At 75.6% G+C, this 24,447-nt stretch carries 21 protein-coding genes and 1 riboswitch; of the genes, 10 read left to right on the top strand and 11 right to left on the bottom strand.

Annotated features, from left to right (window positions below; all coding sequences use genetic code 11):
- Positions 1-585: 585 nt before the first annotated feature.
- Both IG63_RS0101100 and IG63_RS0101095 read right to left on the bottom strand, forming a co-directional pair.
- Positions 586-981, bottom strand: coding sequence for a VOC family protein (locus IG63_RS0101100; RefSeq protein WP_030482537.1), 396 nt, complete (start codon positions 979-981; stop codon positions 586-588).
- 37 nt (positions 982-1,018) lie between these two features.
- Positions 1,019-1,936 carry an SGNH/GDSL hydrolase family protein gene (locus IG63_RS0101095; RefSeq protein WP_169741739.1) on the bottom strand — a complete coding sequence of 306 codons (918 nt, stop codon included), beginning with the start codon at positions 1,934-1,936 and terminating at the stop codon, positions 1,019-1,021.
- Positions 1,937-1,954: 18 nt separating this feature from the next.
- Between IG63_RS0101095 and gatC the strand changes: the two genes are divergently transcribed.
- The 9 genes from gatC to IG63_RS0101050 all read left to right on the top strand — a co-directional run bounded on the left by gatC (position 1,955) and on the right by IG63_RS0101050 (position 12,888).
- Positions 1,955-2,278 carry an Asp-tRNA(Asn)/Glu-tRNA(Gln) amidotransferase subunit GatC gene (gatC, locus tag IG63_RS0101090; RefSeq protein ID WP_030482535.1) on the top strand — a complete coding sequence of 108 codons (324 nt, stop codon included), beginning with the start codon at positions 1,955-1,957 and terminating at the stop codon, positions 2,276-2,278.
- A complete protein-coding gene (gatA, locus tag IG63_RS0101085; RefSeq protein ID WP_030482534.1) occupies positions 2,275-3,801 on the top strand; it encodes an Asp-tRNA(Asn)/Glu-tRNA(Gln) amidotransferase subunit GatA in 1,527 nt (508 codons plus the stop codon). The genes gatC and gatA overlap by 4 nt, the downstream gene beginning before the upstream one ends.
- Positions 3,798-5,285 carry an Asp-tRNA(Asn)/Glu-tRNA(Gln) amidotransferase subunit GatB gene (gene gatB / locus IG63_RS0101080; RefSeq protein ID WP_030482533.1) on the top strand — a complete coding sequence of 496 codons (1,488 nt, stop codon included), beginning with the start codon at positions 3,798-3,800 and terminating at the stop codon, positions 5,283-5,285. Before gatA ends, gatB begins: the two co-directional genes overlap by 4 nt.
- A 78-nt stretch (positions 5,286-5,363) precedes the next feature.
- A riboswitch (cobalamin riboswitch) is annotated at positions 5,364-5,486 on the top strand.
- Between the two features lie 37 nt (positions 5,487-5,523).
- A complete protein-coding gene (locus IG63_RS0101075; protein WP_157209966.1) occupies positions 5,524-7,221 on the top strand; it encodes a hypothetical protein in 1,698 nt (565 codons plus the stop codon).
- The gene (locus IG63_RS0101070) at positions 7,218-8,168 is read left to right on the top strand and encodes a hypothetical protein (protein ID WP_030482531.1); all 951 of its coding nucleotides are present in this window, start codon (positions 7,218-7,220) and stop codon (positions 8,166-8,168) included. The genes IG63_RS0101075 and IG63_RS0101070 overlap by 4 nt, the downstream gene beginning before the upstream one ends.
- A gap of 37 nt (positions 8,169-8,205) precedes the next feature.
- Positions 8,206-9,306, top strand: a complete 1,101-nt coding sequence (locus IG63_RS0101065) for a CbiQ family ECF transporter T component (RefSeq protein WP_036194121.1) — start codon at positions 8,206-8,208, stop codon at positions 9,304-9,306.
- The gene (locus IG63_RS0101060; RefSeq protein ID WP_030482529.1) at positions 9,290-10,873 is read left to right on the top strand and encodes an ABC transporter ATP-binding protein; all 1,584 of its coding nucleotides are present in this window, start codon (positions 9,290-9,292) and stop codon (positions 10,871-10,873) included. The genes IG63_RS0101065 and IG63_RS0101060 overlap by 17 nt, the downstream gene beginning before the upstream one ends.
- Positions 10,870-11,721, top strand: a complete 852-nt coding sequence (locus IG63_RS0101055; RefSeq protein ID WP_245604219.1) for an ECF transporter S component — start codon at positions 10,870-10,872, stop codon at positions 11,719-11,721. The genes IG63_RS0101060 and IG63_RS0101055 overlap by 4 nt, the downstream gene beginning before the upstream one ends.
- Positions 11,722-11,745: 24 nt before the next feature.
- Positions 11,746-12,888, top strand: coding sequence for a PQQ-dependent sugar dehydrogenase (locus IG63_RS0101050; RefSeq protein WP_030482527.1), 1,143 nt, complete (start codon positions 11,746-11,748; stop codon positions 12,886-12,888).
- A 40-nt stretch (positions 12,889-12,928) separates the two neighbouring features.
- Here the strand turns inward: IG63_RS0101050 and IG63_RS0101045 are convergent, their stop codons facing one another.
- Positions 12,929-13,831: an alpha/beta fold hydrolase gene (locus IG63_RS0101045; RefSeq protein WP_030482526.1), complete on the bottom strand. Its 903-nt coding sequence runs from the start codon at positions 13,829-13,831 to the stop codon at positions 12,929-12,931.
- Between the two features lie 36 nt (positions 13,832-13,867).
- A complete protein-coding gene (locus tag IG63_RS0101040; protein ID WP_030482525.1) occupies positions 13,868-14,101 on the bottom strand; it encodes a hypothetical protein in 234 nt (77 codons plus the stop codon).
- Between the two features lie 158 nt (positions 14,102-14,259).
- On the opposite strand from IG63_RS0101040, the gene IG63_RS0101035 reads away from it, so the two are divergent.
- A complete protein-coding gene (locus tag IG63_RS0101035; protein ID WP_211249159.1) occupies positions 14,260-15,345 on the top strand; it encodes a WD40/YVTN/BNR-like repeat-containing protein in 1,086 nt (361 codons plus the stop codon).
- Between the two features lie 13 nt (positions 15,346-15,358).
- On the opposite strand, the gene IG63_RS0101030 is transcribed toward IG63_RS0101035, so the two are convergent.
- From IG63_RS0101030 to IG63_RS0101000, 7 genes are read right to left on the bottom strand one after another with little or no spacing between them, the layout of a single operon-like run.
- Complete coding sequence (locus IG63_RS0101030) at positions 15,359-16,693, bottom strand: UDP-glucose dehydrogenase family protein (RefSeq protein ID WP_030482523.1); 1,335 nt, start codon at positions 16,691-16,693, stop codon at positions 15,359-15,361.
- The gene (locus tag IG63_RS0101025; protein WP_030482522.1) at positions 16,690-17,781 is read right to left on the bottom strand and encodes a phosphotransferase family protein; all 1,092 of its coding nucleotides are present in this window, start codon (positions 17,779-17,781) and stop codon (positions 16,690-16,692) included. Before IG63_RS0101025 ends, IG63_RS0101030 begins: the two co-directional genes overlap by 4 nt.
- Positions 17,778-19,031: a phosphotransferase enzyme family protein gene (locus tag IG63_RS0101020; protein ID WP_030482521.1), complete on the bottom strand. Its 1,254-nt coding sequence runs from the start codon at positions 19,029-19,031 to the stop codon at positions 17,778-17,780. The genes IG63_RS0101025 and IG63_RS0101020 overlap by 4 nt, the downstream gene beginning before the upstream one ends.
- Complete coding sequence (locus IG63_RS0101015) at positions 19,021-20,820, bottom strand: ABC transporter ATP-binding protein (protein WP_036194119.1); 1,800 nt, start codon at positions 20,818-20,820, stop codon at positions 19,021-19,023. Before IG63_RS0101015 ends, IG63_RS0101020 begins: the two co-directional genes overlap by 11 nt.
- Positions 20,807-21,973 (bottom strand): glycosyltransferase family 4 protein, encoded by a 1,167-nt coding sequence (locus tag IG63_RS0101010; RefSeq protein ID WP_030482519.1) that lies wholly within the window; start codon positions 21,971-21,973, stop codon positions 20,807-20,809. The genes IG63_RS0101015 and IG63_RS0101010 overlap by 14 nt, the downstream gene beginning before the upstream one ends.
- Positions 21,970-23,241: a glycosyltransferase gene (locus IG63_RS0101005; protein WP_051706008.1), complete on the bottom strand. Its 1,272-nt coding sequence runs from the start codon at positions 23,239-23,241 to the stop codon at positions 21,970-21,972. Before IG63_RS0101005 ends, IG63_RS0101010 begins: the two co-directional genes overlap by 4 nt.
- Positions 23,228-24,433, bottom strand: a complete 1,206-nt coding sequence (locus IG63_RS0101000) for a glycosyltransferase family protein (RefSeq protein ID WP_157209964.1) — start codon at positions 24,431-24,433, stop codon at positions 23,228-23,230. Before IG63_RS0101000 ends, IG63_RS0101005 begins: the two co-directional genes overlap by 14 nt.
- Between the last annotated feature and the right edge of the window lie 14 nt (positions 24,434-24,447).

Raw genomic sequence — 24,447 nt, 5'->3', positions numbered from 1 at the left:
CTCGACCACCCGGGCCCTGCCGGTCGAGCTTGTCGAGACCAGCGCCCAGCTGCCTCCCCCCGGGTGGTCGAGGAGGTTGCGCAGCAACCGTCTCGAGACCTCGTACGCCGCCCGCTCACCGGGTCTCGAGACAGGCGCTGCGCGCCTTCCTCGACCACCCGGGGTCCGGCTGCGCGCCTTCCTCGACCTCCCGTGCCTGTCGGTCGAGCTTGTCGAGACCCCGCGCGCTTCGTATGTCACCGGGTCTCGAGACAGGCGCTGCGCGCCTTCCTCGACCACCCGGCGTCGGGCTGCGCGTCTTCCTCGACCACCGAGGCCCTGTCGGTCGAGCTTGTCGAGACCTCGTACGCCGCCCGCTCACCGGGTCTCGAGACAGGCGCTGCGCGCCTTCCTCGACCACCCGGGGTCCGGCTGCGCGTCTTCCTCGACCACCGAGGCCCTGTCGGTCGAGCTTGTCGAGACCCCGCGCGCCTTCGTATGTCACCGGGTCTCGAGACAGGCGCTGCGCGCCTTCCGCGACCACCGAGGCCCTGTTGGTCGAGCTTGTCGAGACCCGTCCTCGACCACCCGAGCCGGACGGGGCCGTCAGGCGACGCAGAAGACGTTGCCCTCGGGGTCGAGCATGACGACGTGGCCGAGGATGCTGCCGCGCTCGTCGGCGTACTGCTCCTCGCGGACGACGGTGGCGCCGAGGGGGGTGAGGGCGGCGACCTTGGCGCGGATGAGCTCGGCGCGGGCGGGCCAGTCCCACGGGGGCTCACCGGCCACGCGGAGGTCGACGTGGAAGCGGCTCTTGCCCGTCGTGGGCTCGGGGACGCGGAGGAAGCCGATGGCGGGGCCGACGCCGTCGGGGTCGACGATCGAGGCGCCGTCGGGGTCGTCGTAGCCGGGCTCGGGCACGTAGCCGAGGGCGGCGCACCAGAAGTCGGCGAGGGCGTGGGGGTCGTTGGCGTCGGCGCCGACGGTCCAGTGGAGGGCCATCCCCGGACGCTAGCCCCGGGGTGCGACAGCGGCGGCCTCAGTCAGCGGCGCGCACCGCCTCGAGCACGAGCGCGGCCACCGCCTCCTGCTCCTCGACGAAGGGGTGGAAGGCGATGGCGCGGCGCTGGTCGGTGACGATGCCGTTGACCCAGGGCTCCTCGGCGCAGATGTCGTGCCCCTCGGTCGCGGCGTTGACGTCGAGGAAGTCGACGCCGGTCTCCTCGGCGGCGCGGCGCACGGTGTCGTCGAGCTGCTCGGCGAGCTGCGCGGCGGCGCGCTGGTCGGACTCGGTGAGGGGCAGCTCGTCACACGTCCGGTCCGCGTTGAGGATCTGGGGATAGCCGACGGCCAGCACCCGCGCCTCGGGCGCGCGCTGCTGCACCAGGCGGAAGACCTCGGCGAGCCGGTCGGCGGTCTGGTCGATGGTGGCCGCGATCCGGTCGGTCGTGGCGGCGTCGAGCGCGGGCGGGCAGGTCTCGCCGGTGGGCTCGGTCTCGCCCATCTGGGGGGCGACCGACCGGCAGCGGCTCACCAGCTGCTGGAAGACGCCGCCGTCGTTGCCGCCGAGCCCGACCGTGACGAGGTCGGTGTCGGCCGTGAGCGCCCGCTGCTGCGGGGGTACGCCGCGCAGCTGGCGGCCGGTGACGTCGGAGGTGTCCGCCCCCGAGCAGCTCACGTCGACCAGCTCGGCGTCGAGCTGGGCGGCCACGAGGGCGGGGTAGTTGCCGTCGGAGCGGAAGCAGCCGTCGGCGACGTCGGTCAGCGGGACGCCGGGCGCGGCGGTGTAGGAGTCGCCGAGGGCGACGTAGCGCTGCACCTCGGGCGCGACGGACGCGCCGGTGCTGTCGTCGGGACGGTCGGGGGCGGCCTCGGGCTGGTCGGCGGTGCAGCCGGAGAGCAGCACGAGCAGGGCGACGAGGGCGGCCGCAGGGCGCGGGGAAGGGCGTACGGGCACGCACCTAGGATGACGCGCATGCCTGAGCGCCGTTCCGAGCCTGTCGACGTCATCAGCCGCGAGCAGGTGCGACACCTCGCCGACCTCGCGCGGATCGACCTCGACGACGCCGAGCTCGACCACCTCGCCCCGCAGCTGGCGGTGATCCTGGAGTCGGTCGCCTCGATCAGCGAGGTCGCCGCCGACGACGTGCCGCCGACCTCGCACCCCGTGCCGCTGACCAACGTCTTCCGCGAGGACGTCGTCCGGCCCGGGCTGACCCCCGAGCAGGCGCTCGCGGGCGCCCCCGCCGTCGAGGACCAGAAGTTCGCCGTGCCGCGCATCCTGGGGGACGAGCAGTGACCACCCCGCTCACGACCAGCACCGCCGCCGAGCTCGCCCGCGCGCTCGCCGCCGGCGAGACCACCAGTGTCGAGCTGACGCAGGCCCACCTCGACCGCATCGAGGCCACCGACGGGGCCGTGCACGCCTTCCTGCACGTCGACGCCGAGGGCGCGCTCGACCAGGCCCGGGCCTCCGACGAGCGCCGTGCGCGCGGCGAGGCCGCCTCCGACCTCGACGGCGTGCCGGTGGCGGTCAAGGACGTCCTCGCCACCGAGGGCCTCCCCACGACCTGCGGCTCGCGGATCCTCGAGGGCTGGGTGCCGCCGTACGACGCCACGGTCGTGCGCCGCCTCAAGGAGGCCGGGCTGCCGATCCTGGGCAAGACCAACATGGACGAGTTCGCGATGGGCTCCTCCACCGAGCACTCGGCCTACGGCCCCACCCGCAACCCGTGGGACCTCGAGCGGATCCCCGGCGGCTCGGGCGGCGGCTCGGCCGCGGCCGTCGCGGCCTACCAGGCGCCGCTGGCGCTCGGCACCGACACGGGCGGCTCGATCCGCCAGCCCGGCGCGGTCACGGGCACGGTCGGCGTGAAGCCGACCTACGGCGGAGTCAGCCGCTACGGGCTCGTCGCCATGGCCAACTCGCTCGACCAGGTGGGCCCGGTGACTCGCACGGTGCTCGACGCGGCGCTGCTCCACCAGGTCGTCGGCGGTCACGACCCGCTCGACTCCACGAGCCTCGACCAGCCCGTGCCCGACGTCGTGGCCGCGGCCCGGCAGGGCGCGTCCGGCGACCTCGCCGGGGTGCGGGTCGGCGTCGTCACCGAGCTCGGCGGCGAGGGCTACCAGCCCGGCGTGCAGCAGCGCTTCGACGAGGCGGTCGAGCTGCTCGTGGGTGCGGGCGCCGAGGTGGTGCGCGTCGGCTGCCCGAGCTTCACCCACGCCCTGGCGGCCTACTACCTGCTGATGCCGAGCGAGGCGTCGTCCAACCTCGCCCGCTTCGACGCCATGCGCTACGGCCTGCGGGTGCTGCCCGACGGGGTCGAGGCGCCGAGCGCCGAGGAGGTCATGCGCGCGACCCGCGACGCGGGCTTCGGCGACGAGGTCAAGCGGCGCATCATCCTGGGCACCTACGCCCTCTCCAGCGGCTACTACGACGCCTACTACGGCCAGGCCCAGAAGGTGCGCACGCTGATCCAGCGCGACTTCGATCGCGCCTTCGCCCAGGCCGACGTGCTGGTCAGCCCCACCTCGCCGACCACGGCCTTCCGGCTGGGGGAGAAGCTCGACGACCCGCTGGCGATGTACCTCAACGACGTCGCCACCATCCCGGCCAACCTCGCCGGCGTGCCCGGCATCTCGGTGCCGGCAGGTCTCGCCCCCGAGGACGACCTGCCGGTGGGCCTGCAGCTGCTGGCCCCGATCGCGGCCGACGACCGGCTCTACCGGGTCGGCGCGGCGCTGGAGGCGCTGCTGGAGCAGCAGTGGGGCGGCCCGCTGCTGACGGCTGACAAGCTCGACGAGGCGGTGGCCCGATGACGGACCTGGTGGACTACGACGAGGCGCTCGCGGCGTACGACCCGGCCCTGGGCCTGGAGGTCCACGTCGAGCTGGGCACCGCGACCAAGATGTTCTGCGGCTGCTCGACCGTCTTCGGCGCCGAGCCCAACACCCAGGTGTGCCCGACGTGCCTGGGCCTGCCGGGCTCGATGCCGGCGGTCAACGCCGTCGCCGTGGAGTCGGCGATCCGGATCGGCCTCGCGCTCAACTGCGAGATCGCCGAGTGGTGCCGCTTCGCGCGCAAGAACTACTTCTACCCGGACATGCCGAAGAACTTCCAGACCAGCCAGTACGACGAGCCGATCGCCTTCGACGGCTGGACCGAGGTCGAGGTCGACGGCGAGACCTTCCGGGTCGAGATCGAGCGCGCCCACATGGAGGAGGACACCGGCAAGTCGACCCACGTCGGCACCTCCGGCCGCATCCACGGCGCCGACTACTCGCTGGTCGACTACAACCGCGCCGGCATCCCGCTGATCGAGATCGTCACCAAGCCGATCCTCGGCACCCGCGAGAAGGCACCCGCCGTCGCCCGGGCGTACGTCGCCCACCTGCGCGACCTGCTGCTCGGCCTCGGGGTCTCCGACGTGCGCATGGAGCAGGGCTCGCTGCGCTGCGACGTCAACCTCTCGCTCAGCCCGATCGGCTCGGGCACCCTCGGGACCCGCACCGAGACCAAGAACGTCAACTCGCTGCGCTCGGTGGAGCGGGCGGCCCGCTACGAGGTCTCCCGGCAGGCGGCGGTGCTGAGGTCCGGCGCCTCGGTGACGCAGGAGACGCGTCACTGGCACGAGGACACCGGGGTGACGACCTCGGGCCGCGAGAAGTCCGACGCCGAGGACTACCGCTACTTCCCCGAGCCCGACCTGGTGCCGGTGGCGCCGAGCCGGGAGTGGGTCGACGAGCTGCGGGCCGAGCTGCCCGAGCCGCCGCGGGTACGCCGGGCGCGGCTGCAGGAGGCCTGGGGCTTCTCCGACCTCGAGATGCGCGACACCGTCGGCGCCGGCGCGCTCGGCCTGGTCGAGCAGACCATCGCGGCGGGCGCGACGCCGCAGGCGGCCCGCAAGTGGTGGCTCTCCGAGCTGGCCCGGCGCGCCAACGAGCAGGGCACCGAGCTGACCGCGCTGCCGATCACCCCGGAGCAGGTCGCCCGGATCCAGGCGCTGGTCGACGACGGCTCGCTCAACGACAAGCTCGCGCGGCAGGTCTTCGACGGCGTCCTGGCCGGCGAGGGCGACCCCGACGCGGTCGTCGCCTCCCGCGGCCTCGCGATCGTCTCCGACGACGACGCCCTGGGCGACGCGGTCGACCAGGCGATCGCCGACAACCCCGACGTGGCGCAGAAGATCCGCGACGGCAAGCACGCCGCGGCAGGTGCGCTGATCGGTGCGGTGATGAAGCAGATGCGCGGTCAGGCCGACGCCGGCCGGGTGCGCGAGCTCATCCTGGAGCGCCTGGCCTGACCTCGTCCGGCTGGCAGGCCTGTGCTCGGTGAGGGGCCGCGCCAGTGCTAGATTGCGCGCGGCCCCGTCGGGGCCGACAACTCCACCTTGGCCCGTGATCAGGGGAAGCCGGTCTGAGTCCGGCGCTGACCCGCAACCGTAGGCCGCCATCCCGTCGGGACCGCGGCGAGCCGGAGGACCTGCCACGAGTCACCTTCACTCGCGCTGCCGCGGAACCGCAGCGGGAAGGAACCACTCGATGAGCTCATCCGTGCGCCGGACCACGGCCGCCGCCCTCAGCACCGTCCTGCTCGCCTCGGGCGCGGTCGTCGCCGCCTCGTCGCCCGCCAGCGCGGCACCCACCGACGTCGCGTCCTCCGCCGGCGCCGCCTGGCTCGCCGACGAGCTCGGTAGCGACGGTCTGCTGCCCGGCCAGTTCGGCGGTGGCGACGTCGGCCTGAGCATCGACGCCGCGCTCTCGCTCGCGGCCGTCGGCGGTCAGGACGCCGCGGTGGCCTCCGTGGTCTCGGCCGTGCGAGGCGCGCGCGGCCAGGCCTACGTGCAGGCGGAGTACTCCTTCGACGACGACAGCGACGGCACGCCGTCCGACTTCGTGAGCCAGGCGGCCAACGCGACCGGCAAGGCACTGACGCTCCTCACCGGGCAGGGCGGAGCCACCTCGGCCGGCAGCATCGAGCTGGAGCAGCGGCTCGAGGAGCTCACCACCGACGCCGGCGCCTCCCAGGGCCGCATCGTCGACAGCCTGACCAGGGACGGCGCCGCGCAGCCGCCCGTCGGGCAGGCGGGCGACGCCGACTTCACCCGCACCGACTTCGCCAACACGCTCGGCCAGGCCTTCGCCGCCCGCGGCCTGGCGGCTGCCGGCTCTCCCGAGGCCGCCGCGGCGGCGGACTACCTGCTCCTCCAGCAGTGCCCGGGCGGCGGCTTCCGCCTCGAGATGGCCGAGCCCACCGCGACCACGGCGCTGACCTGCGCCGACGCGGCGGAGGCCACCAACGACGTCACCGGCATCGTGGTGCAGCAGCTGCAGGAGATCGAGGCCCCCGGCACCGACGTGACCAACGCGATCGCCGCGGCGCGCACCTGGCTGCTCTCACGCCAGGCCGGCAACGGCTCGTGGGGCGGCAGCGGCGAGGAGACGGCGTCCAACGCCAACAGCACCGCCCTGGCGGCGCTCGCGGTCGCGGCCGGCGACGCCGGCGCGGCGACCGAGGCGGCCGCGTGGCTGCGTCGGCTCCAGGTCACGGCGTTCGACGCCTGCACCGAGATGAACCCCGAGCGCGGCGCGCTGGGCTACAACGGCGCCGACCTCAAGTCGGCGCGCAACGACGGGCTGGGCTCCGAGCCGGCCGACCGTGACCAGTGGCAGCGCGTGATGGCGCAGGCGCTGCCCGCCCTGGCGCTGCTCGACGAGTCCGAGCTCGGCACCGTGCCGCGTCTGGCGGCACCGCAGAGCTACCAGCGCGCGGGCAGCCGCATCGCGCTGCGCGCGGGCGGCTTCGAGGCCGGCGAGGGCTACTGCCTGATCGGCCCCGGCAACAAGATCCTGCGCAACGCGCCCTCCGCGGTCTTCCCCCGCACGGTGGACCTGCCGGCGAGGTCGGCCAACCGGACCTACTCGATCGTCGACCGGCAGGGCAACATCGCCCGGGCCAACGTCAAGGCGCTCGGGGCCAAGCGGCTCGCCGTCGCGACCAACCGGGCGCGTGCCGCTCGGGGCGCCGACCTGGTCGCCCGCGTGCGTGGCCTGGCCGCCAACGAGAAGGTCGCCGTGCTGTACGCCGGCAAGGTCGTCGGTCGCGGCAACGCCGACGGCAACGGCCAGTTCGTGGCGCGCTTCGACTCCGGCCGCTCGCTCGGGGCGAAGAAGGTCGTCGCCCGGTCGAAGTTCGGTGACATCCGGCGCGGCGAGAAGACCGTCCGGGTCGTGCGTTGATCCTGCGCTGGACCACCCGTCTGGTGGTGGCGGCCCTGGTCGCCGCCACCGGTGCGGTGGGGCACGCCGCACCCGCGGCCGCAGCGCTGTGCGGCGCGGGCCAGGGCGTGAGCGTCGTGGTCGACTACAAGGCGCTCGGGGGCGGCATCGTGCGCTCCTGCGCCTCGGGCGGCGGCGGCAAGGCCGCCGCGCTGAGCCAGCGCGCCGGAGTGGCCCTGACCCAGGCCGCCCAGGAGCCCGGCTTCGTGTGCCGGGTCAACGGCAAGCCGGCCAACGACCCCTGCCAGCGGGCGTCCTCGGGCAGCGCCTACTGGGGGCTCTACTGGTCGAGCGGCAACGGCCGGTGGACCTACTCCAGCCGCGGGGCCTACTCCCTCGACGTGCCCTCCGGCGGCTTCGTCGGCTGGGCCTTCCAGGGCAGTGGTGGCAGCGGGGCGCCGGGGGTGAGCCCCACGGCGCCGGCGGCCGCGAAGCCCACGAAGGCGCCGGCGGCGAAGCCCACGAAGGCTCCCGCCGCGAAGCCCACGAGGGCGCCTGCGGCGAAGCCCACGAAGGCGCCTGCGTCGAAGCCTGCCTCGACGCCGAGCGCGCGCCCCTCGGACGACTCCTCGAGCGCGCCCCAGGCGACGACCGGCTCCTCGAGCCCGTCAGCGCGTCAGTCGGCCCGTGCGTCCGCCCGGGCGTCCGCCAGCGCCTCGGCCGAGGCCTCGAGCACGGCGTCCGCGAAGGCCTCCGCGGAGGCCTCCGCGTCGTCGGCTACGACGTCGGCCGCGGGGTCGCCGTCCGCGTCGCCCACCGACGACGCGCAGGCGGCCCTGGAGCCGACGTCCGTCGCGGTCGACGACGACCAGCCGGAGGGCCTCCCGCTGTGGGTCCCGCTCGGGGTGCTCGTGCTGCTCGCGGCCGGCGGCGGGGGCGCCGTGTGGTGGCGGCGTCGCCAGGCCTGAGCGCGGCACGGCCGACCGGGGCTGGTACGACGAGACGGTGAGCGCGCGACGGCTGTCCCGGGACCTGCACCCGGGTGCGTGGTGGGCCTGGGCCCTCGCCCTGGCCGCTGCGGCGACGGCGACCACCAACCCGGTGCTGCTGCTCCTGGTCATCGGCGTGGCCTGGGTGACGGTGGTGCTGCGACGCTCCGACCACCCGTGGGCCTCGTCCTTCCGGCTCTACCTGCTCTTCGGCGTGGTCATCGTGGTCGTGCGCGTGGTCTTCCGGATCCTCTTCGGCAGCGGTCTCGGGGTGACCGAGTGGCTGTGGCTGCCGGAGGTGCCGCTGCCCGACTGGGCCGCCGGGATCACGCTGCTCGGCCCGGTGACCCGCGAGGCGGTGCTGGCGGGCCTGTACGACGGGCTGCGGCTCGCGGCCCTGGTCATCTGCGTGGGCGCCGCCAACTCGCTGGCCAACCCCAAGCGGCTGCTCAAGGCGATGCCGGCCGCGCTCTACGAGGTCGGCACGGCCGTGGTCGTGGCGGTCGCGCTGCTGCCGCAGCTGGGTGACAGCCTCGCGCGGGTGCTCGCGGCCCGGCGGCTGCGCGGCGTACCCGGGGGGAGGGTGGCGCGCTTCCGCGGCGTGGTGGTGCCGGTGCTGGAGGACGCGCTGGAGCGCTCGCTCACCCTGGCGGCCGGCATGGACGCGCGCGGCTACGGCCGCTCCGGCGCGCTGACCCGCGGCCGCCGCGGCACGACCGGGACGCTGATGCTGCTCGGGCTGGGCGGCATCTGCGTGGGCGTCTACGCGCTGCTCGACCTCGAGGCGCCCCGGTGGCTGGTCGTCGGCGGTCTCGTCGGCGGGCTGACCTGCGCCACGCTCGGCTTCCTCTCCGCGGGGCAGCGGGTGCAGCGCACCCGCTACCGCCCCGACCCCTGGAGGCTGGAGGAGACCGCCGTCGTGCTCTGCGGCGTCGCGGCCGCGGCGGGGATGCGGCTGCTGGTGCCGGTGGAGGTGCGCTTCCCGACCCTCGACCAGACCCCCGTGGTCACGGCGACGGCGCTGCTCGTCGTGCTCGTCGGCCTGCTCGCGGCGGTGGCGGCGCCGCCACCACGGATGAGCCTCCCGCGGGAGGTGGGCCGTGCTCGAGCTGCGTGACGTCGGCTTCCGCTACCGTCCCGGCCTGCCGCCGGTGCTCGACGCGGTCGACCTGGTGCTCGAGGAGGGCGAGCTGGTGCTCGTCGCCGGTCGCACCGGCGTCGGCAAGTCGACGCTGCTCGGGGTGCTCAACGGTCTCGTGCCGTCCTTCACCGGCGGGGTGCTCGAGGGCGACGTGCTGCTCGACGGGCGCAGCGTCGTGCGGCTGCCTCCGCGGGAGCGGGCGCACGTGGTCGGCTACGTCGGCCAGGACCCCAGCGCCGGCTTCGTCACCGACACGGTCGAGGAGGAGCTCGCCTACGGCATGGAGCAGCTCGGCCTGGACGCCGCCACGATGCGACGCCGCGTCGAGGAGACGCTCGACCTGCTCGGCGTCGCCGACCTCCGCGGGCGCGACCTGCGCACGCTCTCGGGTGGCCAGCAGCAGCGCGTGGCGATCGGAGCCGTGCTGACGATGCACCCGCGGGTGCTCGTGCTCGACGAGCCCACCTCGGCGCTCGACCCGACCGCGGCCGAGGACGTGCTGGCGACGCTGACGCGGCTCGTGCACGACCTCGGAGTGACGGTCGTGCTCGCCGAGCACCGGCTGGAGCGAGTGGTGCCCTTCGTCGACCGGATCGCGCTCGTGCGCGGCGACGGTGGCGTCGTGGTCGGGCCCCCGGAGGAGGTGCTGCGCGACTCGCCGGTGGCGCCCCCGATCGTCGAGCTCGGCCGCCACCTCGGCTGGGACCCGCTGCCGCTGAGCGTCCGCGACGCCCGGCGGCGCGCGACGCGGCTGCGGCTGCCGTCGCCCGCGGTGGTGCCGGAGCCGGCTCCCGCGCCGCCCGCGCTGACGGCGCGGCGGGTGTCGGTGGCCTACGGCCGGGTCGCCGCGCTGCGCGAGGTCGACCTCGTGCTCGGCTCCGGCCGGGTGACGGCGCTGATGGGCCGCAACGGGTCGGGCAAGTCCACGCTGCTCTGGGCGCTGCAGGGCAGCCGCTCGCGCGCCGGCGGCAGCGTCGAGGTGGACGGGCGGGACCCGCAGCGCCTCGACGCCGAGGAGCGTCGAGGGCTGGTCGGGCTGGTGCCGCAGACGGCCGCCGACCTGCTCTACCTGGAGAGCGTCGCCGAGGAGTGCGCGGCAGCCGACCGCGAGACCGGCGCGGAGCCCGGGAGCGCGGCACGGCTGCTCGACCGGCTGGTGCCGGGCATCGACCGCGAGGCCCACCCCCGCGACCTCTCGGAGGGCCAGCGGCTCGCGCTGGTGCTGGCCGTGGTGCTGTCGGCGCGCCCCACGGCGCTGCTGCTCGACGAGCCCACCCGCGGGCTCGACTACCCCGGCAAGGAGGTGCTCGCCTCGGTGCTGCGCGCACAGGCGGCCGAGGGACGTGCGGTGCTGGTCGCGACCCACGACGTCGAGTTCGTCGCCCAGGTCGCCGACGAGGTGGTGGTGCTCGCGGAGGGCGAGGTCGTCTCGGCCGGCCCGACGGCCCGCGTGGTGGCCGAGTCGCCCGCCTTCGCGCCGCAGGTGCACAAGATCCTCGGCGAGGGCTGGCTCACGGTGGCGCAGCTGCAGGGGCAGTCGTGACGCGCGAGGAGCGGCTCGACGTGCCCGGGCTCCGGCTGCGGCCCCGGTCAGCGGCCGTGCTCGCCGCGGCCTCGCTCGCGGGGCTGATGATGTTCTGCTGGCCGCTGCTGCTGCAGGTGCCCCCGGACGCCGGCACGGTCCAGCCGCCCTTCCTCTTCGTCGCGCTGCTCCCCGTCATCGTCGTGGTGTGCCTGGCCGAGCTCACCGAGGGCGGGATGGACTCCAAGGTGCTGGCGATGCTCGGGGTGCTGACGGCCATCAACGCCGTGATGCGGGGCCTCGGTGCGGGCCTGGCCGGCATCGAGACCGTCTTCTTCCTGCTGATCCTCGGCGGGCGCGTCTTCGGCCCGGGCTTCGGCTTCGTGCTCGGCTGCACCTCGCTCTTCGCCTCCGCGCTGCTCACCGGTGGCGTGGGTCCGTGGCTGCCCTTCCAGATGGTGGCCTCGGCGTGGGTCGGGATGTGCGCCGGGCTGCTGCCACGGGGGGTCCGCGGGCGGCGCGAGATCGTGATGCTCGTGGTCTACGGCGTGGTGGCGGCCTACGCCTACGGCCTGCTGATGAACCTCAACGGCTGGCCCTACGCGCTCGGCATCGAGGTGCCGGGCCACGAGGGCACGCTGTCGTTCGTGCCCGGGGCGCCGCTGCTGGAGAACCTGCACCGCTTCGGGCTCTACACGCTGCTGACCTCCACCGGCGGCTGGGACACCGGCCGTGCGCTGGCCAACTCGCTGGCCGTGGTGCTGCTCGGCCCGGCCGTGCTGACCACGCTGCGGCGCGCCGTACGCCGCGCGGTGGTGGTGGGCCCGGCGCCGAGCCCCGCGCGCCCCACCGGAGGAGCGACCCCGTGACCAGCCGCTGACTAGCCTGCCAGCATGAAGCGGCTCGCGGCCCTGCTCGTCGTCCCGACCCTGCTGTTGAGCGCCTGCGGGGAGGACACGCAGCCCTCGGCGGGGGAGACGCCGACCGCGGGCGAGACCAGCGGATCGCCCGAGGAGTCGCCCGAGGAGTCGCCCAGCGCGTCGGCGAGCGAGTCTGTCGAGGCGCCGCGCAGCGGCCCCCCGGAGGTGCTCGGCACCGTGGCGCGGGGCCTCGAGGCGCCGTGGGGCATCGCCTTCCTGCCCGACGGCAGCGCGCTGGTGACCGAGCGCGACACCGAGCGCGTCTTCCAGGTGGGTGACGGCGAGGTGCGGCAGGTCGGCACCATCGGCCAGGCGGCGCCCGGCGGGGAGGCCGGGCTGCTCGGGCTCGCGGTGTCACCCTCCTTCGAGGACGACGCGCGGGTCTTCTTCTACCTCACCACCGACACCGACAACCGCGTGCTGCGCGGCACCTTCCGCGACGGCGAGGTCGGCGGGCTCGAGCCGATCCTGACCGGCATCCCGAAGAACACCTACCACGACGGCGGCCAGCTGGCCTTCGGCCCGGAGGACGAGCAGCTCTACGTCGCCACGGGCGACGCGGGCGACCCCGACCTCGCCCAGGACCGGGAGTCGCTGGCGGGCAAGGTGCTGCGCGTCGACCAGGACGGCGAGCCGTCGCGGGGCAATCCCGGCGGCTCCCCGGTGTGGTCCTACGGGCACCGCAACGTGCAGGGCCTCGCCTTCGACGACCGCGGCCGGCTGTGGGCCTCGGAGTTCGGCCAGGACACCTTCGACGAGCTCAACCTGATCGTGCGGGGCGGCAACTACGGCTGGCCGCTCGCCGAGGGTCGCGGTGGCCCCGAGGGCACCATCGACCCGGAGGTCCAGTGGGCCACCGACGACGCCTCGCCCTCGGGCCTGGCCTTCGCCGGCGGGCGGCTGTGGATGGCGGCGCTGCGCGGGGAGCGGCTCTGGCGGATCGGCGTCGACGCCGACGGCGCCACCGACGACCGGGCCTTCCTGGAGGGCGAGCACGGCCGGCTCCGGCTGGCCGCCGCCGCCCCCGACGGCAACCTGTGGGTGGCGACCTCCAACCGCGACGGCCGGGGCGAGCCGGCCGACGACGACGACCGGATCCTGCTGCTCCGTCCGTGACGCGGGGGCCGGCCGGTCAGCCGGCACGTCAGCCAACTTCTCAGCCGACCCGGTCGAGCAGGCCGAGCAGCTCCTGGTGCACCTCGGCGGGTCGCTCCAGGGGCAGGAAGTGGCTGGCGCGGAGCGCGGTGTAGGTGGCACCCGGGATCCGCTCGGCTGCGGTGCGCATGTCGTGGGCGGAGGCGAGCACGTCCCAGGTGCCGGCGACGAAGGCGGTCGGGGTGTCGATCGGCCGCAGCGAGACGCGGCGGTGGCGCGAGGAGTGCAGCGCGAGGTGCATGTACCACTCGACCGGGGTCGAGAGGAACTCCTCGACCGCGCGACGTCCGAGCTCCGGGTCGGCGAGGGGGAGCATGAAGCCGCTGTGGCTGAGCAGCTGCATCAGCGTGCGACCGACGGGCAGGTGCGTGGTGACGGGCGAGAGGGCCGGCCCCAGGGCCCGCCCCAGGTGGGCGACGCCCGTGGCGACCGGGCGGCGTACGGGCCGGGGGAGCAGGATCGGGGCGCCCATGGAGGCGAAGGTGCCGCCCGGCACCCCGCCGACGGCGAGCATCCCGCGCACCCGGTCGGGATGGGCCAGGGCCACCTCGAACATCGTGTTGACGCCCATCGACCAGCCCATCAGCACCGCGGAGCTCAGCTCGAGGTGGTCCATCAGCGCGACGGCGTCGTCGGCGAAGTCCTCGATGCCGACGCGCTCGGGATCACGCGGTCGTTGCGACCCGCCGGTGCCGCGGTGGTTCCACGAGACCACGCGCACCGAGCAGGCGGGGTCGAGCAGCGCGGGCCAGGCGTAGGGGTTGGTGCCGAGCCCGTTGCACAGCACCACGGTCGGGCCGGGCCGGGTGTCGTGCGGGTCGTTGGTCCAGGCCTGCAGGGCTGTGCCGTCGGTGGCCTCGACGTGGAAGTAGCCCAGGGAGACACCCGGCAGCGAGAGGGGCATGCGCGGGATTGTGCCGCACCCCGGCCCCCCGGGAGGTCAGGTCCCGGTGGGCGTCTCGGCTGCCGGAGCGAGTGCCTGGGGCAGCACCTGCGGGCTGCGGCGCGCGAGGGTGCCCACGACGTACTCCTCGACCTCGGCCCGCTCGCGGCGCGCCTGGCTCAGCGCCGTCGAGGCGACCATCGCGTTGCGGCACGCCCGCTGCTGCGCGCGCTCGGACCAGCGGCCCACTCGGGTGGTGAGCGGGCTGTGCAGTGCGACGAGCTGGAGCATCGGACCCTCCCAGGTGCAGCTTCTCCCTCCTCGATCGTAGGGGGACGTCACGACACGACGGTCACGCCGAGGTGACGAGTGTGTGAACGCGCCACCGATGACTTCCCGATCGCCGCGTGGTCTGCTCGGGGACGGGATGCTTCGAGGAGGAGGACGACGTGGCGGACACGGTGCTGATGGCGGGCACGCGCAAGGGCCTGTGGGTGGGCCGGTCCGACGAGGACCGGCGGGAGTGGACCTGGAGCGGACCGCACTTCGACATGGAGGAGGTCTACTCCGTCGCCACGGTGCGTCGCCGCGACGGGCTGCGCCTCCTGGCCGGCGCGAGCTCGATGTGGCTGGGGCCGCGCGTGCGCACGTCGTACGACCTCGGCGGCAGCTGGGAGGAGTCCGCCGACGGCGGGCTGCGCTTCCCCGAGGGCACCGACGCGTCGGTGGAGCGGGTCTGGCAGCTGGTCGGCGGCACCGGCGACGACGTCGTCTGGGCGGGCACCGAGCCGGGGGCGGTGTGGCGCTCGACCGACGGCGGTCACACCTTCGCGCTCGAGCAGGCGCTGTGGGACCACCCGCACCGCTCCGAGTGGGGCGCCGGCTTCGGCGGCCAGGCCTTCCACACGGTCCTGCCGCACCCGACCGACCCCGACTCGGTGACGGTGGCGATCTCGACGGGCGGGGTCTACCAGACCCGCGACGGTGGCGCGTCGTGGGAGCCGCGCAACCAGGGCATCCGCGCGGAGTTCCTGCCCGAGGGCGCGCAGTACCCGGAGTTCGGTCAGTGCGTGCACAAGGTCACGCGCCACCCCTCTCGTCCCGAGCGGCTCTACCTGCAGAACCACGGCGGCGTCTACCGCTCCGACGACGAGGGTGGTCACTGGACCTACATCGCCGAGGGCCTGCCCGCCGACTTCGGCTTCCCCGTCGTGGTGCACCCGCACGAGCCCGACACGATCTTCCTCTTCCCGATCGGCAGCGGTGAGGGGCGCTACCCACCCGAGGCCCGGGCGCGCGTGTGGCGCTCGCGCGACGCCGGCGACACCTGGGAGCCGCTCGACGACGGGCTGCCCTCGCAGTTCTACGTCGGCGTGATGCGCGACGCCATGTGCGCCGACGACCACGACGCCGCCGGCCTCTACGTCGGCGCCCGCAACGGCACGGTCTGGGCCAGCGCCGACGCCGGGGAGACCTGGTCGCTCGCCGTCAGCGACCTGCCCGACGTGCTCTGCGTCCGCGCCGCCCGCGTCTGAGGCCCGGGCCGCCTCAGGCCACGGCGAGCGGGCCGAGCCGGGGGCGGCCGAGGCCGCGGACGGTCCAGCCGGCCTCGCGCCAGCGCTGCGCGTCGAGGGCGTTGCGCCCGTCGATGACCACCGGACGTCGCGCGGCCGCGGCGAGCGGGGCGGGGTCGAGGTCGAGGAACTCCTGCCACTCGGTTAGGTGCAGCACCAGGTCGGCGCCGGCCACCGCCTCGGCCGCGGACGTCGCGTGGCGCAGCGTGGGGAAGGCCCGGCGGGCGTTGTCGCCGGCCTGGGGGTCGTACAGCACGACGTGGGCGCCGCGCAGCTGCAGCTGGGCCGCGACGTTGAGCGCGGGTGAGTCGCGGACGTCGTCGGTGCCGGGCTTGAAGGCTGCCCCGAGCACCGCGACGCGGCGTCCGAGCAGGTCGCCGCCGAGCTCCTCGACGGCGAGGTCGACCACCCGCTGCCGGCGGCGCATGTTGATGCTGTCGACCTCGCGCAGGAAGGTCAGCGCCTGGTCGACCCCGAGCTCGCCGGCGCGCGCCATCAGCGCGCGGATGTCCTTCGGCAGGCACCCGCCGCCGAAGCCGAGCCCCGCGCCGAGCGCGTGGCGGCCGATCCGGACGTCGTGCCCGAGCGCCTCGGCGACCGCGACCACGTCGGCCCCGGTGGCCTCACAGAGCTCGGCGACGGCGTTGATGAAGGAGATCTTGGTGGCCAGGAAGGCGTTGGCCGAGGTCTTCACCAGCTCGGCGCTGGCGAGGTCGGTGACCACGAGCGGGGTGCCGGCGTCGATGAGGTCGGCGTACAGCTCGCGCAGGACCTTCTCGGCCACCTCGTCGGCGACGCCGAGCACGAGCCGGTCGGGACGCAGCGTGTCGTCGACGGCGTGGCCCTCGCGCAGGAACTCGGGGTTCCACGCCACCCGCACGCGGACGCCGTCGCGGGCGAGCTCGTCGGCGCGTCCCTGGAGCACGGCGGCGGTGCCCACCGGGACGGTCGACTTGCCCACGACCACCGTGTCGGCCGTCAGCAGCGGCACCAGTGCCTCGACGGCACCCACGACCTGGCTGGTGTCGGCGGCGAGGCCGTCGCTGCGCTGCGGCGTCCCGACGCACACGAAGACGACCTCGGCGTCGGCCGCCTGGGCGGGGTCGGCGGTGAAGTGCAGCCCGCCCGCGTCGACGTGGCGGCGGAGCAGCTCGGGGAGTCCCTCCTCGTAGAAGGGCAGCTCGCTCCGCGCCAGGCTCTCGACCTTCGCGGGGTCGCTGTCGAGGCCCACGACCTCGTAGCCCAGCTCGGCCAGGCAGGCGGCGTGGGTGGCGCCGAGGTAGCCGGTGCCGATGACGGTGATCCTCATGAGAGCTCCTCGAGCAGGGGGTCGGTGGAGAGGTGGTACGCCGCCGCGGCGGCGCCGGGGCGGAAGGCGTAGACGCCGGCGAGGCGCAGCCGGGCGAGCCGCGCGTGCAGCGGCAGGGCGGCGCGGGTCGCGGCGTCGGGGGCGTAGCCGGCGAGCACCGCGTCGGCGGTGGTGCGCGCCGCCAGGCCGGTGATCCGGCCCTGGCGGGCGCGCAGCTCGAGGTGGACCAGCAGGTTGGCCAGGTCGAGGGCCGGCTCGCCCACCGCGAGCAGGTCGAGGTCGAGCACGCCGACGCCGTGCCGGTCGTCGACGAGCAGCTGCTTGTCGTGCAGGTCGCGGTGGAGCACCGCACGCCGGCCCGGGGAGTGGGCGGCGACCCGGCGGCGTACGGCGCGCAGCGCACCCTCGAGGTCGAGCGGGAGGTCGGCGTGCTCGGCCGCGAGGGCGAGCCAGCGCTCGGTGACCTCGACCTCCGCGGCCAGGTCGTGAGCGGGCAGGTCGGCCGGCACGGGCACGGCGTGGAGCCGGGCCAACGCCTCACCGACGGCCCGGCCGAGGGCCGGGAGGTCGGCGCAGGGGTCGGCGAGGAGGTCGTGCAGGGGCGCCCCGGGGAGCGCCGTCAGCGTCACCGTGCCGCGACCCGTGCCGGTCACGGCGGGCACGCGCACCCCCGTCCAGCCCGCGGCCCGGGCCAGGGTGCCGGCGAGGCCCGCGACCCGGTCGGCCGGCACCACCTTGGTGTAGCGCCCGTCCGGGCGGCGTACGACGCCGCGGCGCTCGGGGCGGTGCGCGACCAGGGTGCCGCCAGCGGCGACCAGCCGGCACAGCTGCGGCAGCCGCCGGTCGGCGCCGTGCCGCTGCAGCAGCAGCCGCTCGCCGCTCACGGCGACGTCGTCCGCCGCCACCGCGTGCGTACGCCGCGCGACGTCGCGGCAGCGGGCGGGGTCGGCGTACCACTGCCCGGCGAGCTCCTCGCCCGCGCCGTCTCGCAGCGCCAGCAGCAGGCGGCCCTCGCCGCGGGGCGTCGCCCGCAGCAGCGAGAGCCCCGCCGAGCCGACGTCGGTCGCCGCGGTGGCCAGCGTGCTCACAGCAGCTCCTCGGCGTCGTCGACCGCGCGCTCGAGCCGCTCGGCCCAGTCGGGCTCGGCGGCGCGGAAGCCGTCGGTGGCGCGGGCGAGCAGCTGGGCGGCGGTGTGGGCGGCGAGCTCGGCGGCGGTGGGGGGCGCGGCGTGCGCGGCGTACCCGGCGAGCAGGGCGTCGAGCACGGGGGCGGGGGAGGTGGCGACCAGGCTGGCCAGGTCGTCGGCGCTGGAGCCGGTCCGCGCCCGGTCGAGGTCGATCAGCCGCACGCGGCCGTCGTCGCCGACGACCACCTGGTCGGCGGAGAGGTCGCCGTGGAGGGTCGCGCACGGGGTCGGCGGCAGCGCGTGCAGGGCCGCGGTGGCGCGCCCGACGACCTGCTCGAGCCGGGGGGCCAGGTGGGGGAGCAGCACCGAGCCGGCGGCCGCGGTGCGGCGCAGGCCGCGGATGCGCTCGGAGGTGGGCAGGGCCGGCAGCCGGGCCGGCTGGGCGTGGAGGCGGGCGAGCACACCGCCCAGCTCGGGCAGCAGCGCGGCATCGGCGTCGAGGCGCAGCTGGTGGCCCGGGACCCACGCGACCCCCGCCACCCCGAGCCGCCGATGGGTGCCGAGCAGCCGCGAGACGGGCACGCCCGCCTCGGCGAGCGCCCGGGTGTGGGCCCAGACCTCGGCCACCCGGTCGAGGTCGGCCGGCCGGTAGACGCGCACCAGCGCGCGCTCCCCGCGGACCGTGGTGACCCGCCCGACCCAGCGCCGGTGCGGCTTGTAGGCCAGCGTCGTGGAGACCACGCCGGAGTCGGCGAAGCGCGCGCTGTCGAGCACCGCGCGCAGCAGGTCGCCGCGGCGGGCGGGGTCCTCCAGGCGCCGCAGCGCGGGCAGGTGGCGGTCGGCCGCGGGGGAGGTGACCAGCACCCCGCTGGCGGGGTCGGCCAGGAGCACGGTGCCTACGGGAGCCTTGGCGCGGGCCTTCTCGAGCTTGCCGCCCCCCGGGTCGGCCCAGTGCGCGAGCATCATGGTGCGCGGCGGTCCGGGATCACCGGTCGCCGCGCGGACGTCGACCCTGGCCAGGCAGGCGGTCCCGGCCTTGTAGCGCAGGTAGCGCCGGCGCGCGACGACCGGCTCGCCGAGCCGGGCCGACAGCCAGGCCGAGAGCACGGTGTCGCACAGCAGCATCGGCAGCATGGGCAGGGCCGGGTCGCGCTCGGCCAGCTCGGCGCTGGCGGTGGGCAGCACGTCGGGCGCCAGGACCTCAGACGGCACGGGACACCTCGCGCAGGTCGGCCCGGCGGGCCAGCACCTCGTCGGGGGCGCCGTCGTCGACGACCACCCCGCGCTCCAGCCAGACCACCCGCTCGCAGCCGCGGGCCGCGTCGAGGTCGTGGGTGATGACGAGGGTGGTGCGGCCCTCGGTCAGCCGCTCGAGCGCGCCGACGACCTCGCGCTCGGTCTCCTGGTCGAGGCCGGTCATGGCCTCGTCGAGCACCACCACCGGGGCGTCGCGCACCGCGGCGCGGGCGATCGCGATGCGCTGGCGCTGACCACCGGAGAGGGTGTCGCCGCGCTCGCCGACCACGGTGTCGTAGCCCTGCGGGAGCCGGCTGATGAAGTCGTGGGCGCCGGCCAACCGGGCGGCGCGCTCGACGTCGTCGTCGGTCGCGCCCGGGCTGCCCCAGGCGATGTTGTCGCGCACGGTGGTGGCGAAGAGCACGCTCTCCTGCAGCACCACCGCCACCTGGGGTCGCACCGTGGCCAGGGTGAGGTGGCGCAGGTCGTGGCCGTCGAGCGCGACGGCACCCTCGTCGGGGTCGCGGAGCCGCGAGAGCAGACCCGCGACGCTCGACTTGCCGGCGCCCGAGGGGCCGACGAGCGCCACGCGCTGCCCGGCCGGCACGTGCAGGTCGAGCCCGCGCAGCACGGGGTGGCCCGGCTCGTAGGAGAGCCAGACGTCGCGCAGTCGCACCTCGCCGCGCAGCCGCGGGGCGGGGACGGCGTACGGCGTGTCGACGACGGTGGGGCGCTCCTCGAGCAGGTCGACCAGGCGCTCCCCGGAGGCGGCCGCCTGGGCGATGCGACCGGTGTACTTCGCGAGGTCGCGCATCGGCTTGAAGGTCGCCTTGAGGTAGGTGAGGAAGACGACCAGCTCGCCGGCGGTGAGCGCGCCGTCGACGACGCGACGGGCGCCGACGTAGAGCACCAGCGCGGTCGCGACGCCGACGAGCACGTCGGTCTTGCGCTCGAGCCCGGCGGAGAGCTTCTTGGCCTGGACGCCGTCCTTGAGCGTCTTGGTGTTGCTGGAGGCGAAGGACCGCTGCATCCGGTCCTCGAGCGAGTAGGACTGGACGACGCGCATCGAGGCGAGGCTCTCGGTGGCCAGGCTCGCGATGGCGCCCTCCGCGGTGCGCTGCTTGCGGGAGACGCCGTTGATCTTCTTGCTGTGGCGGGTGCCGGTGAGCAGGAAGAGCGGCACCACGCTGAGCATCAGCAGCGCCAGCTGCCAGTCGAGCAGGGCGACCACGGCCACCATGCCGACCATGGTCAGCACGTTGCCGACCAGCGGCAGGGCGGCGGTGACCGCCACCTCCCGGAGCCGGCCGACGTCGCTGGTGATCCGGGTGACCAGGTCGCCGGTGCGGGCCTTGTCGTGGAAGCTCATCGAGAGCCCCTGCAGGTGGGCGAAGGCGTCGCCGCGCACCCGCGTCATCAGCCGGCTGCCGGCCAGCGCGAAGCTCAGCGTGGTCAGGTAGGCCGCCAGCGCGCGCAGCAGCACCACGACCAGGAGCCCGCCCGAGGCGAGCAGCAGGACCTGCTCCAGGGTCAGCCCGGCGGGCTGGGCGCCCGCGGTGCTGCCGCCCGCCGCCACGACCGCGTCGATCACGAACTTCAGCGGCCACGGCTCCAGCAGCCGCATCGCGACCTCGAGCAGCAGCGCCAGCAGCCCGCCGGCGAGCAGCGGTCGCTCGGCGCGCAGGTGCGGGCGCACGTGGCGCCCCGTGCGACGCAGGCCGGGGAGGGCCTGGCGCAGCGAGCTCGGCTTGTCACGCGACGACATGGACCGCCTCCTGCTCGGAGAGGACGAGGATCCGCTCCACCACGTGGGCCCAGTCGTGGGTCTCGGCCACGGCACGGGTCCGCCCGCGCAGCTGCGCGCGGCGCACGTCGTCGGCACGGAGGCGCTCGATCGCCGCGGCGAGGTCGTGGGCGTCGCCGGGGGCGGCCAGCTCGCCGAGCCGGCCGTGCTCGAGCAGCTCGGGCAGCACGCCCACCTCGCTCGCGACGACGGGCAGGCCGGCCGCGAGGTACTCGTAGACCTTCAGCGGGGAGAAGTAGCAGCCCGGCAGGTCGGGGTACGGCGCGGTCGCGACGTCCATGCGGTGGAGCAGGGCCGGGACCTCCTCGGCGGCGACGGCGCCGGTGAGCTCGACGTACGTCGCCAGGCCGGCGCGCTCCACCCGGGCCGCCAGGCGCTGGTGCTCCGGACCGGTGCCGACGAGCAGCAGCCGGTAGGTCGGGTCGCGGCGCACCAGCAGCGCCATCGCGTCGACGAGCACGTCGACCCCGTGCCAGGGCTTGAGCGTGCCGACGAAGCCGACGGTGAAGCGCTCGGCGTCGGAGCGGGTGGGCGGTGTGTGGCGCGGACGGACCCGGTCGGTGTCGACCCCGTTGGACACGGTGTGCACCACGTGCGGGCGGGGGGTGCGCTCGCGGGCCCAGGCGCGCACCTCGTCGGTGACGCAGACGACGGTGCCGGCCGCGGCCAGCGCGTCGAGCGCCACGGTCTCGGCGCCCTCGCGGTCGACCAGGCCGCGGTGGCGGGCCTGCTCCTCGACCAGCGGGGCGTTGACCTCGAGCACGGAGGGCACGTGGTGGCGGCGCGCCCACGCGGTGGCGGTGCGGCCCCACAGCGAGTAGCGCTCGTAGACCAGGTGCGGCGCGAGGTCGTCGAGCACCGCCTCGACCGCCGCGTCGCACTGCTGGGCGCTGCGCTCGCGCTCGGCGGTCAGCTCGCCGCGCACCCGCGGCAGCGGGTGGACGGGCAGGTCGGCGAGGTCGTCGGGGGCGACGCCTCCGGTGCGGGCGCAGACCAGGTGCACGTCGTGCCCCCGCTCCCGCAGCTCGCGCACGACGGCGCGCACGTGCAGCGAGGCGCCCTTGGTGCCGAAGACCGGGATGCCGGGGTCGGCGCAGACGTAGGCGATCCTCATGCCCCGACCTCCTGCAGCTCCCGGACCGCCGGCGCGGCGCCGGTCATCAGGCCGAGCAGGGTCGCGGCGTTGCGGTGCACGTCGAAGCGCTCCTCGACCAGGGCGCGGCCCAGGTCGGCGAGCCGCCTCGCCCGCGCGGGGTCGTCGAGCACGCGGAGCAGCGCGTCGGCGAGCGCGGGGGCGTCGCCCTCCGGCACCAGCAGCCCGGTGCGGTCGTCGACCACGGCCTCGGGGATGCCGGTGACGGGGGTGCTGACGGCGGGGGTGCCGACGGCGAGGCTCTCCAGCAGCACCGTCGGCAGGCCGTCGCGGTTGCCGTCGTCGCCGACGACGCAGGGGGCGGCCATGACCGCGGCCCGGCGCATCACCTCGAGCATCCGGCCCTGCGGGAGGGGGCCGTGGAAGGTCACGAGGTCCGCCAGGCCGAGGCGTGCCACCTGGTCCCGCAGCGGCTGCTCCTCGGGGCCGGAGCCGACGAGGTCGAGCGGCACCACGCGGCCGCGGTCGCGCAGCAGCGCGACCGCGTCGAGCAGGTGGGTGAAGCCCTTCTTCGGCACCAGCCGGCCGACCGCCATGACGCCCTCGCGACCGTGGGGCGGGTGGTAGGGGAGCAGGTCGAGGTCGAGGCCGTTGTAGAGCCGGACGACGCCGTCGGCCGCGGCGCCGTACTGCTCCCGGAGGTGGGTGAGGTTGTAGTCGCTGACGGTGACGCAGAAGCGGGCCTCGGCCAGCTTGGTGCGCAGCGCCTCGCGGTCGACCTCGGCGTGGAAGATGTCCTTGGCGTGCGCGGTGAAGCTGTAGCCGACGCCGGTCAGCCGGGCCGCCATCCGGGCGACGTCGGTGGCGACCGAGCCGAAGTGGGCGTGCAGGTGGGTCAGCCCCAGGCGCTGCACCTCCGTGGCGAGCTCGACCGCCGCGACGGCGTCCTCGACGGGGAGCGCGAGCAGCTCCTCGAGCTCCGCGGCGAGGCGCGGGAGGCCGGCCCGGCGCTGCCGCAGCAGCTCCCACAGCTCGCGGGGCTTGAGCCGGTGCGGCAGGTAGGTGACCGGGGCCTGCACCTGCGCGAGGCGCTCGTGGAAGCGGCCGTCGACCGGCAGGCGCAGGGAGAAGAGGTGCAGCGACGCCCCGAGCTCCTCCATCGCGAGCACCTCGTTGACGACGAAGGTCTCGGAGAAGCGCGGGTACATCTTGAGCACGTAGCCGATCCGGTGCGGCTGGGTGGGCGGCTGGGTGGGCGGCTGGGTGAGCGGCTGGTCAGGCGGTGGCATCGTCGATCTCCTCGAGGAGCTGGTCGAGCAGGGCGGGCAGGCGGGTGAGACCGCCGAGGTCGAGGTCGTGGGCGCCGCCGTCGCGGCCGACGGCGTCGGCGAGCCACGCGCCGACGGCGTCCGCGGACGCCTCGTCGGGGTGGAGGGCGTCGAGGTGGGTGCGGCGGGCGAGCTCGTCGGCGCGGACCGCCTGCTCGAGGCGGGGCACCACGCGCGGCACGACGAGGCCCGGGCGCCCGGAGGCGAGCAGCTCGCAGACGGTGTTGTAGCCGCCCATCGTCACCACGGCCGCCGCGCCGTCGATCAGGCCCGGGGTGTCATCGACGAAGCCCAGCACGCTGAGGTCGTCACGGGTCCCCGCGAGCACGTCGAGCGCGTCCCGCGCCGCCCGGGGCATGTAGGGACCGGTGACCACGACGCCGCGGTGGCCGCGGGGCAGCGGGGCCCGGACGAAGGCGTCCGCGAGGTCGGCGCCGTCCTGGCCGCCGCCGACGAGGCAGAGCACGTACGGCGCGCCGTCGGCGTACGTCGCGCGGGGCCCGTGGTGGCGGCCCTCGGCGAGGTAGCCGGTGAAGCGCATCATCGCGCGCACGTCGCGCGGCAGGCCGCAGGCGTCGCCGAGGTCGTGCACGCGCGGGTCGCCGTAGACCCACACCGCGTCGTACGAGGAGCGCAGCGTCCGGGTGGTCCCAGCCGACTCCCACTCCCGGCGGGCGGTGAGCGGGGTGTCGAGCACGTCGCGCAGCCCCAGCACCAGCCGGGTACGCCGCCCTCCGGCCCCGGTGGTGCGTCGGGCGACGGCGAGCGCCGGGTCGAGCTCGCCGCGCAGGCCGCGGGCCTCCTTGTCGACCACGAGCACGTCGGGACGGAAGTGCTCGATCGCCGAGGCGACCATCGCCCCGCGCAGCCGGAGCACCTCGGCGAGGCCGAGACCGGGCTGCGTGGCGGCGTACTCTCCGGAGCGGCTCTTCGACACCGACGGCAGCACCACGAGGCCCGCCTGCTCCGGGCGCGGCAGCCGGGCCGCCTCGGGAGCGCCGGAGAGCAGCAGCACGTCGGTGTCGGGCCGCTCGGCGAGGAGCGCCCGGGCGATCTCGATGTTGCGCCGCACGTGGCCCAGGCCCTGCGTGTCGTGCGAGTACAGCGCGACGCGGCGGCGGGGGACCGGGGGTGCGGCCTGCAGTGCGCTCATGGTGAACAGGCTGG

Origin of the sequence: Nocardioides aequoreus, from assembly GCF_000720335.1 — a bacterium.
GTDB lineage: Bacteria > Actinomycetota > Actinomycetes > Propionibacteriales > Nocardioidaceae > Marmoricola > Marmoricola aequoreus.
The sequence above is the reverse complement of the archived record's forward strand: the minus strand, read 5'-3'. Positions and strand labels throughout refer to the sequence as shown.

Excerpts from the sequence above, each read along its gene's own strand:
- IG63_RS0101100 (WP_030482537.1), bottom strand. The coding sequence starts at position 981 with ATGGCCCTCCACTGGACCGTCGGCGCCGACGCCAACGACCCCCACGCC.
- gatC (WP_030482535.1), top strand. The coding sequence starts at position 1,955 with ATGCCTGAGCGCCGTTCCGAGCCTGTCGACGTCATCAGCCGCGAGCAG.
- gatB (WP_030482533.1), top strand. The coding sequence starts at position 3,798 with ATGACGGACCTGGTGGACTACGACGAGGCGCTCGCGGCGTACGACCCG.
- IG63_RS0101075 (WP_157209966.1), top strand. The coding sequence starts at position 5,524 with ATGAGCTCATCCGTGCGCCGGACCACGGCCGCCGCCCTCAGCACCGTC.
- IG63_RS0101050 (WP_030482527.1), top strand. The coding sequence starts at position 11,746 with ATGAAGCGGCTCGCGGCCCTGCTCGTCGTCCCGACCCTGCTGTTGAGC.
- IG63_RS0101045 (WP_030482526.1), bottom strand. The coding sequence starts at position 13,831 with ATGCCCCTCTCGCTGCCGGGTGTCTCCCTGGGCTACTTCCACGTCGAG.
- IG63_RS0101040 (WP_030482525.1), bottom strand. The coding sequence starts at position 14,101 with ATGCTCCAGCTCGTCGCACTGCACAGCCCGCTCACCACCCGAGTGGGC.
- IG63_RS0101030 (WP_030482523.1), bottom strand. The coding sequence starts at position 16,693 with ATGAGGATCACCGTCATCGGCACCGGCTACCTCGGCGCCACCCACGCC.
- IG63_RS0101015 (WP_036194119.1), bottom strand. The coding sequence starts at position 20,820 with ATGTCGTCGCGTGACAAGCCGAGCTCGCTGCGCCAGGCCCTCCCCGGC.
- IG63_RS0101010 (WP_030482519.1), bottom strand. The coding sequence starts at position 21,973 with ATGAGGATCGCCTACGTCTGCGCCGACCCCGGCATCCCGGTCTTCGGC.
- IG63_RS0101005 (WP_051706008.1), bottom strand. The coding sequence starts at position 23,241 with ATGCCACCGCCTGACCAGCCGCTCACCCAGCCGCCCACCCAGCCGCCC.
- IG63_RS0101000 (WP_157209964.1), bottom strand. The coding sequence starts at position 24,433 with ATGAGCGCACTGCAGGCCGCACCCCCGGTCCCCCGCCGCCGCGTCGCG.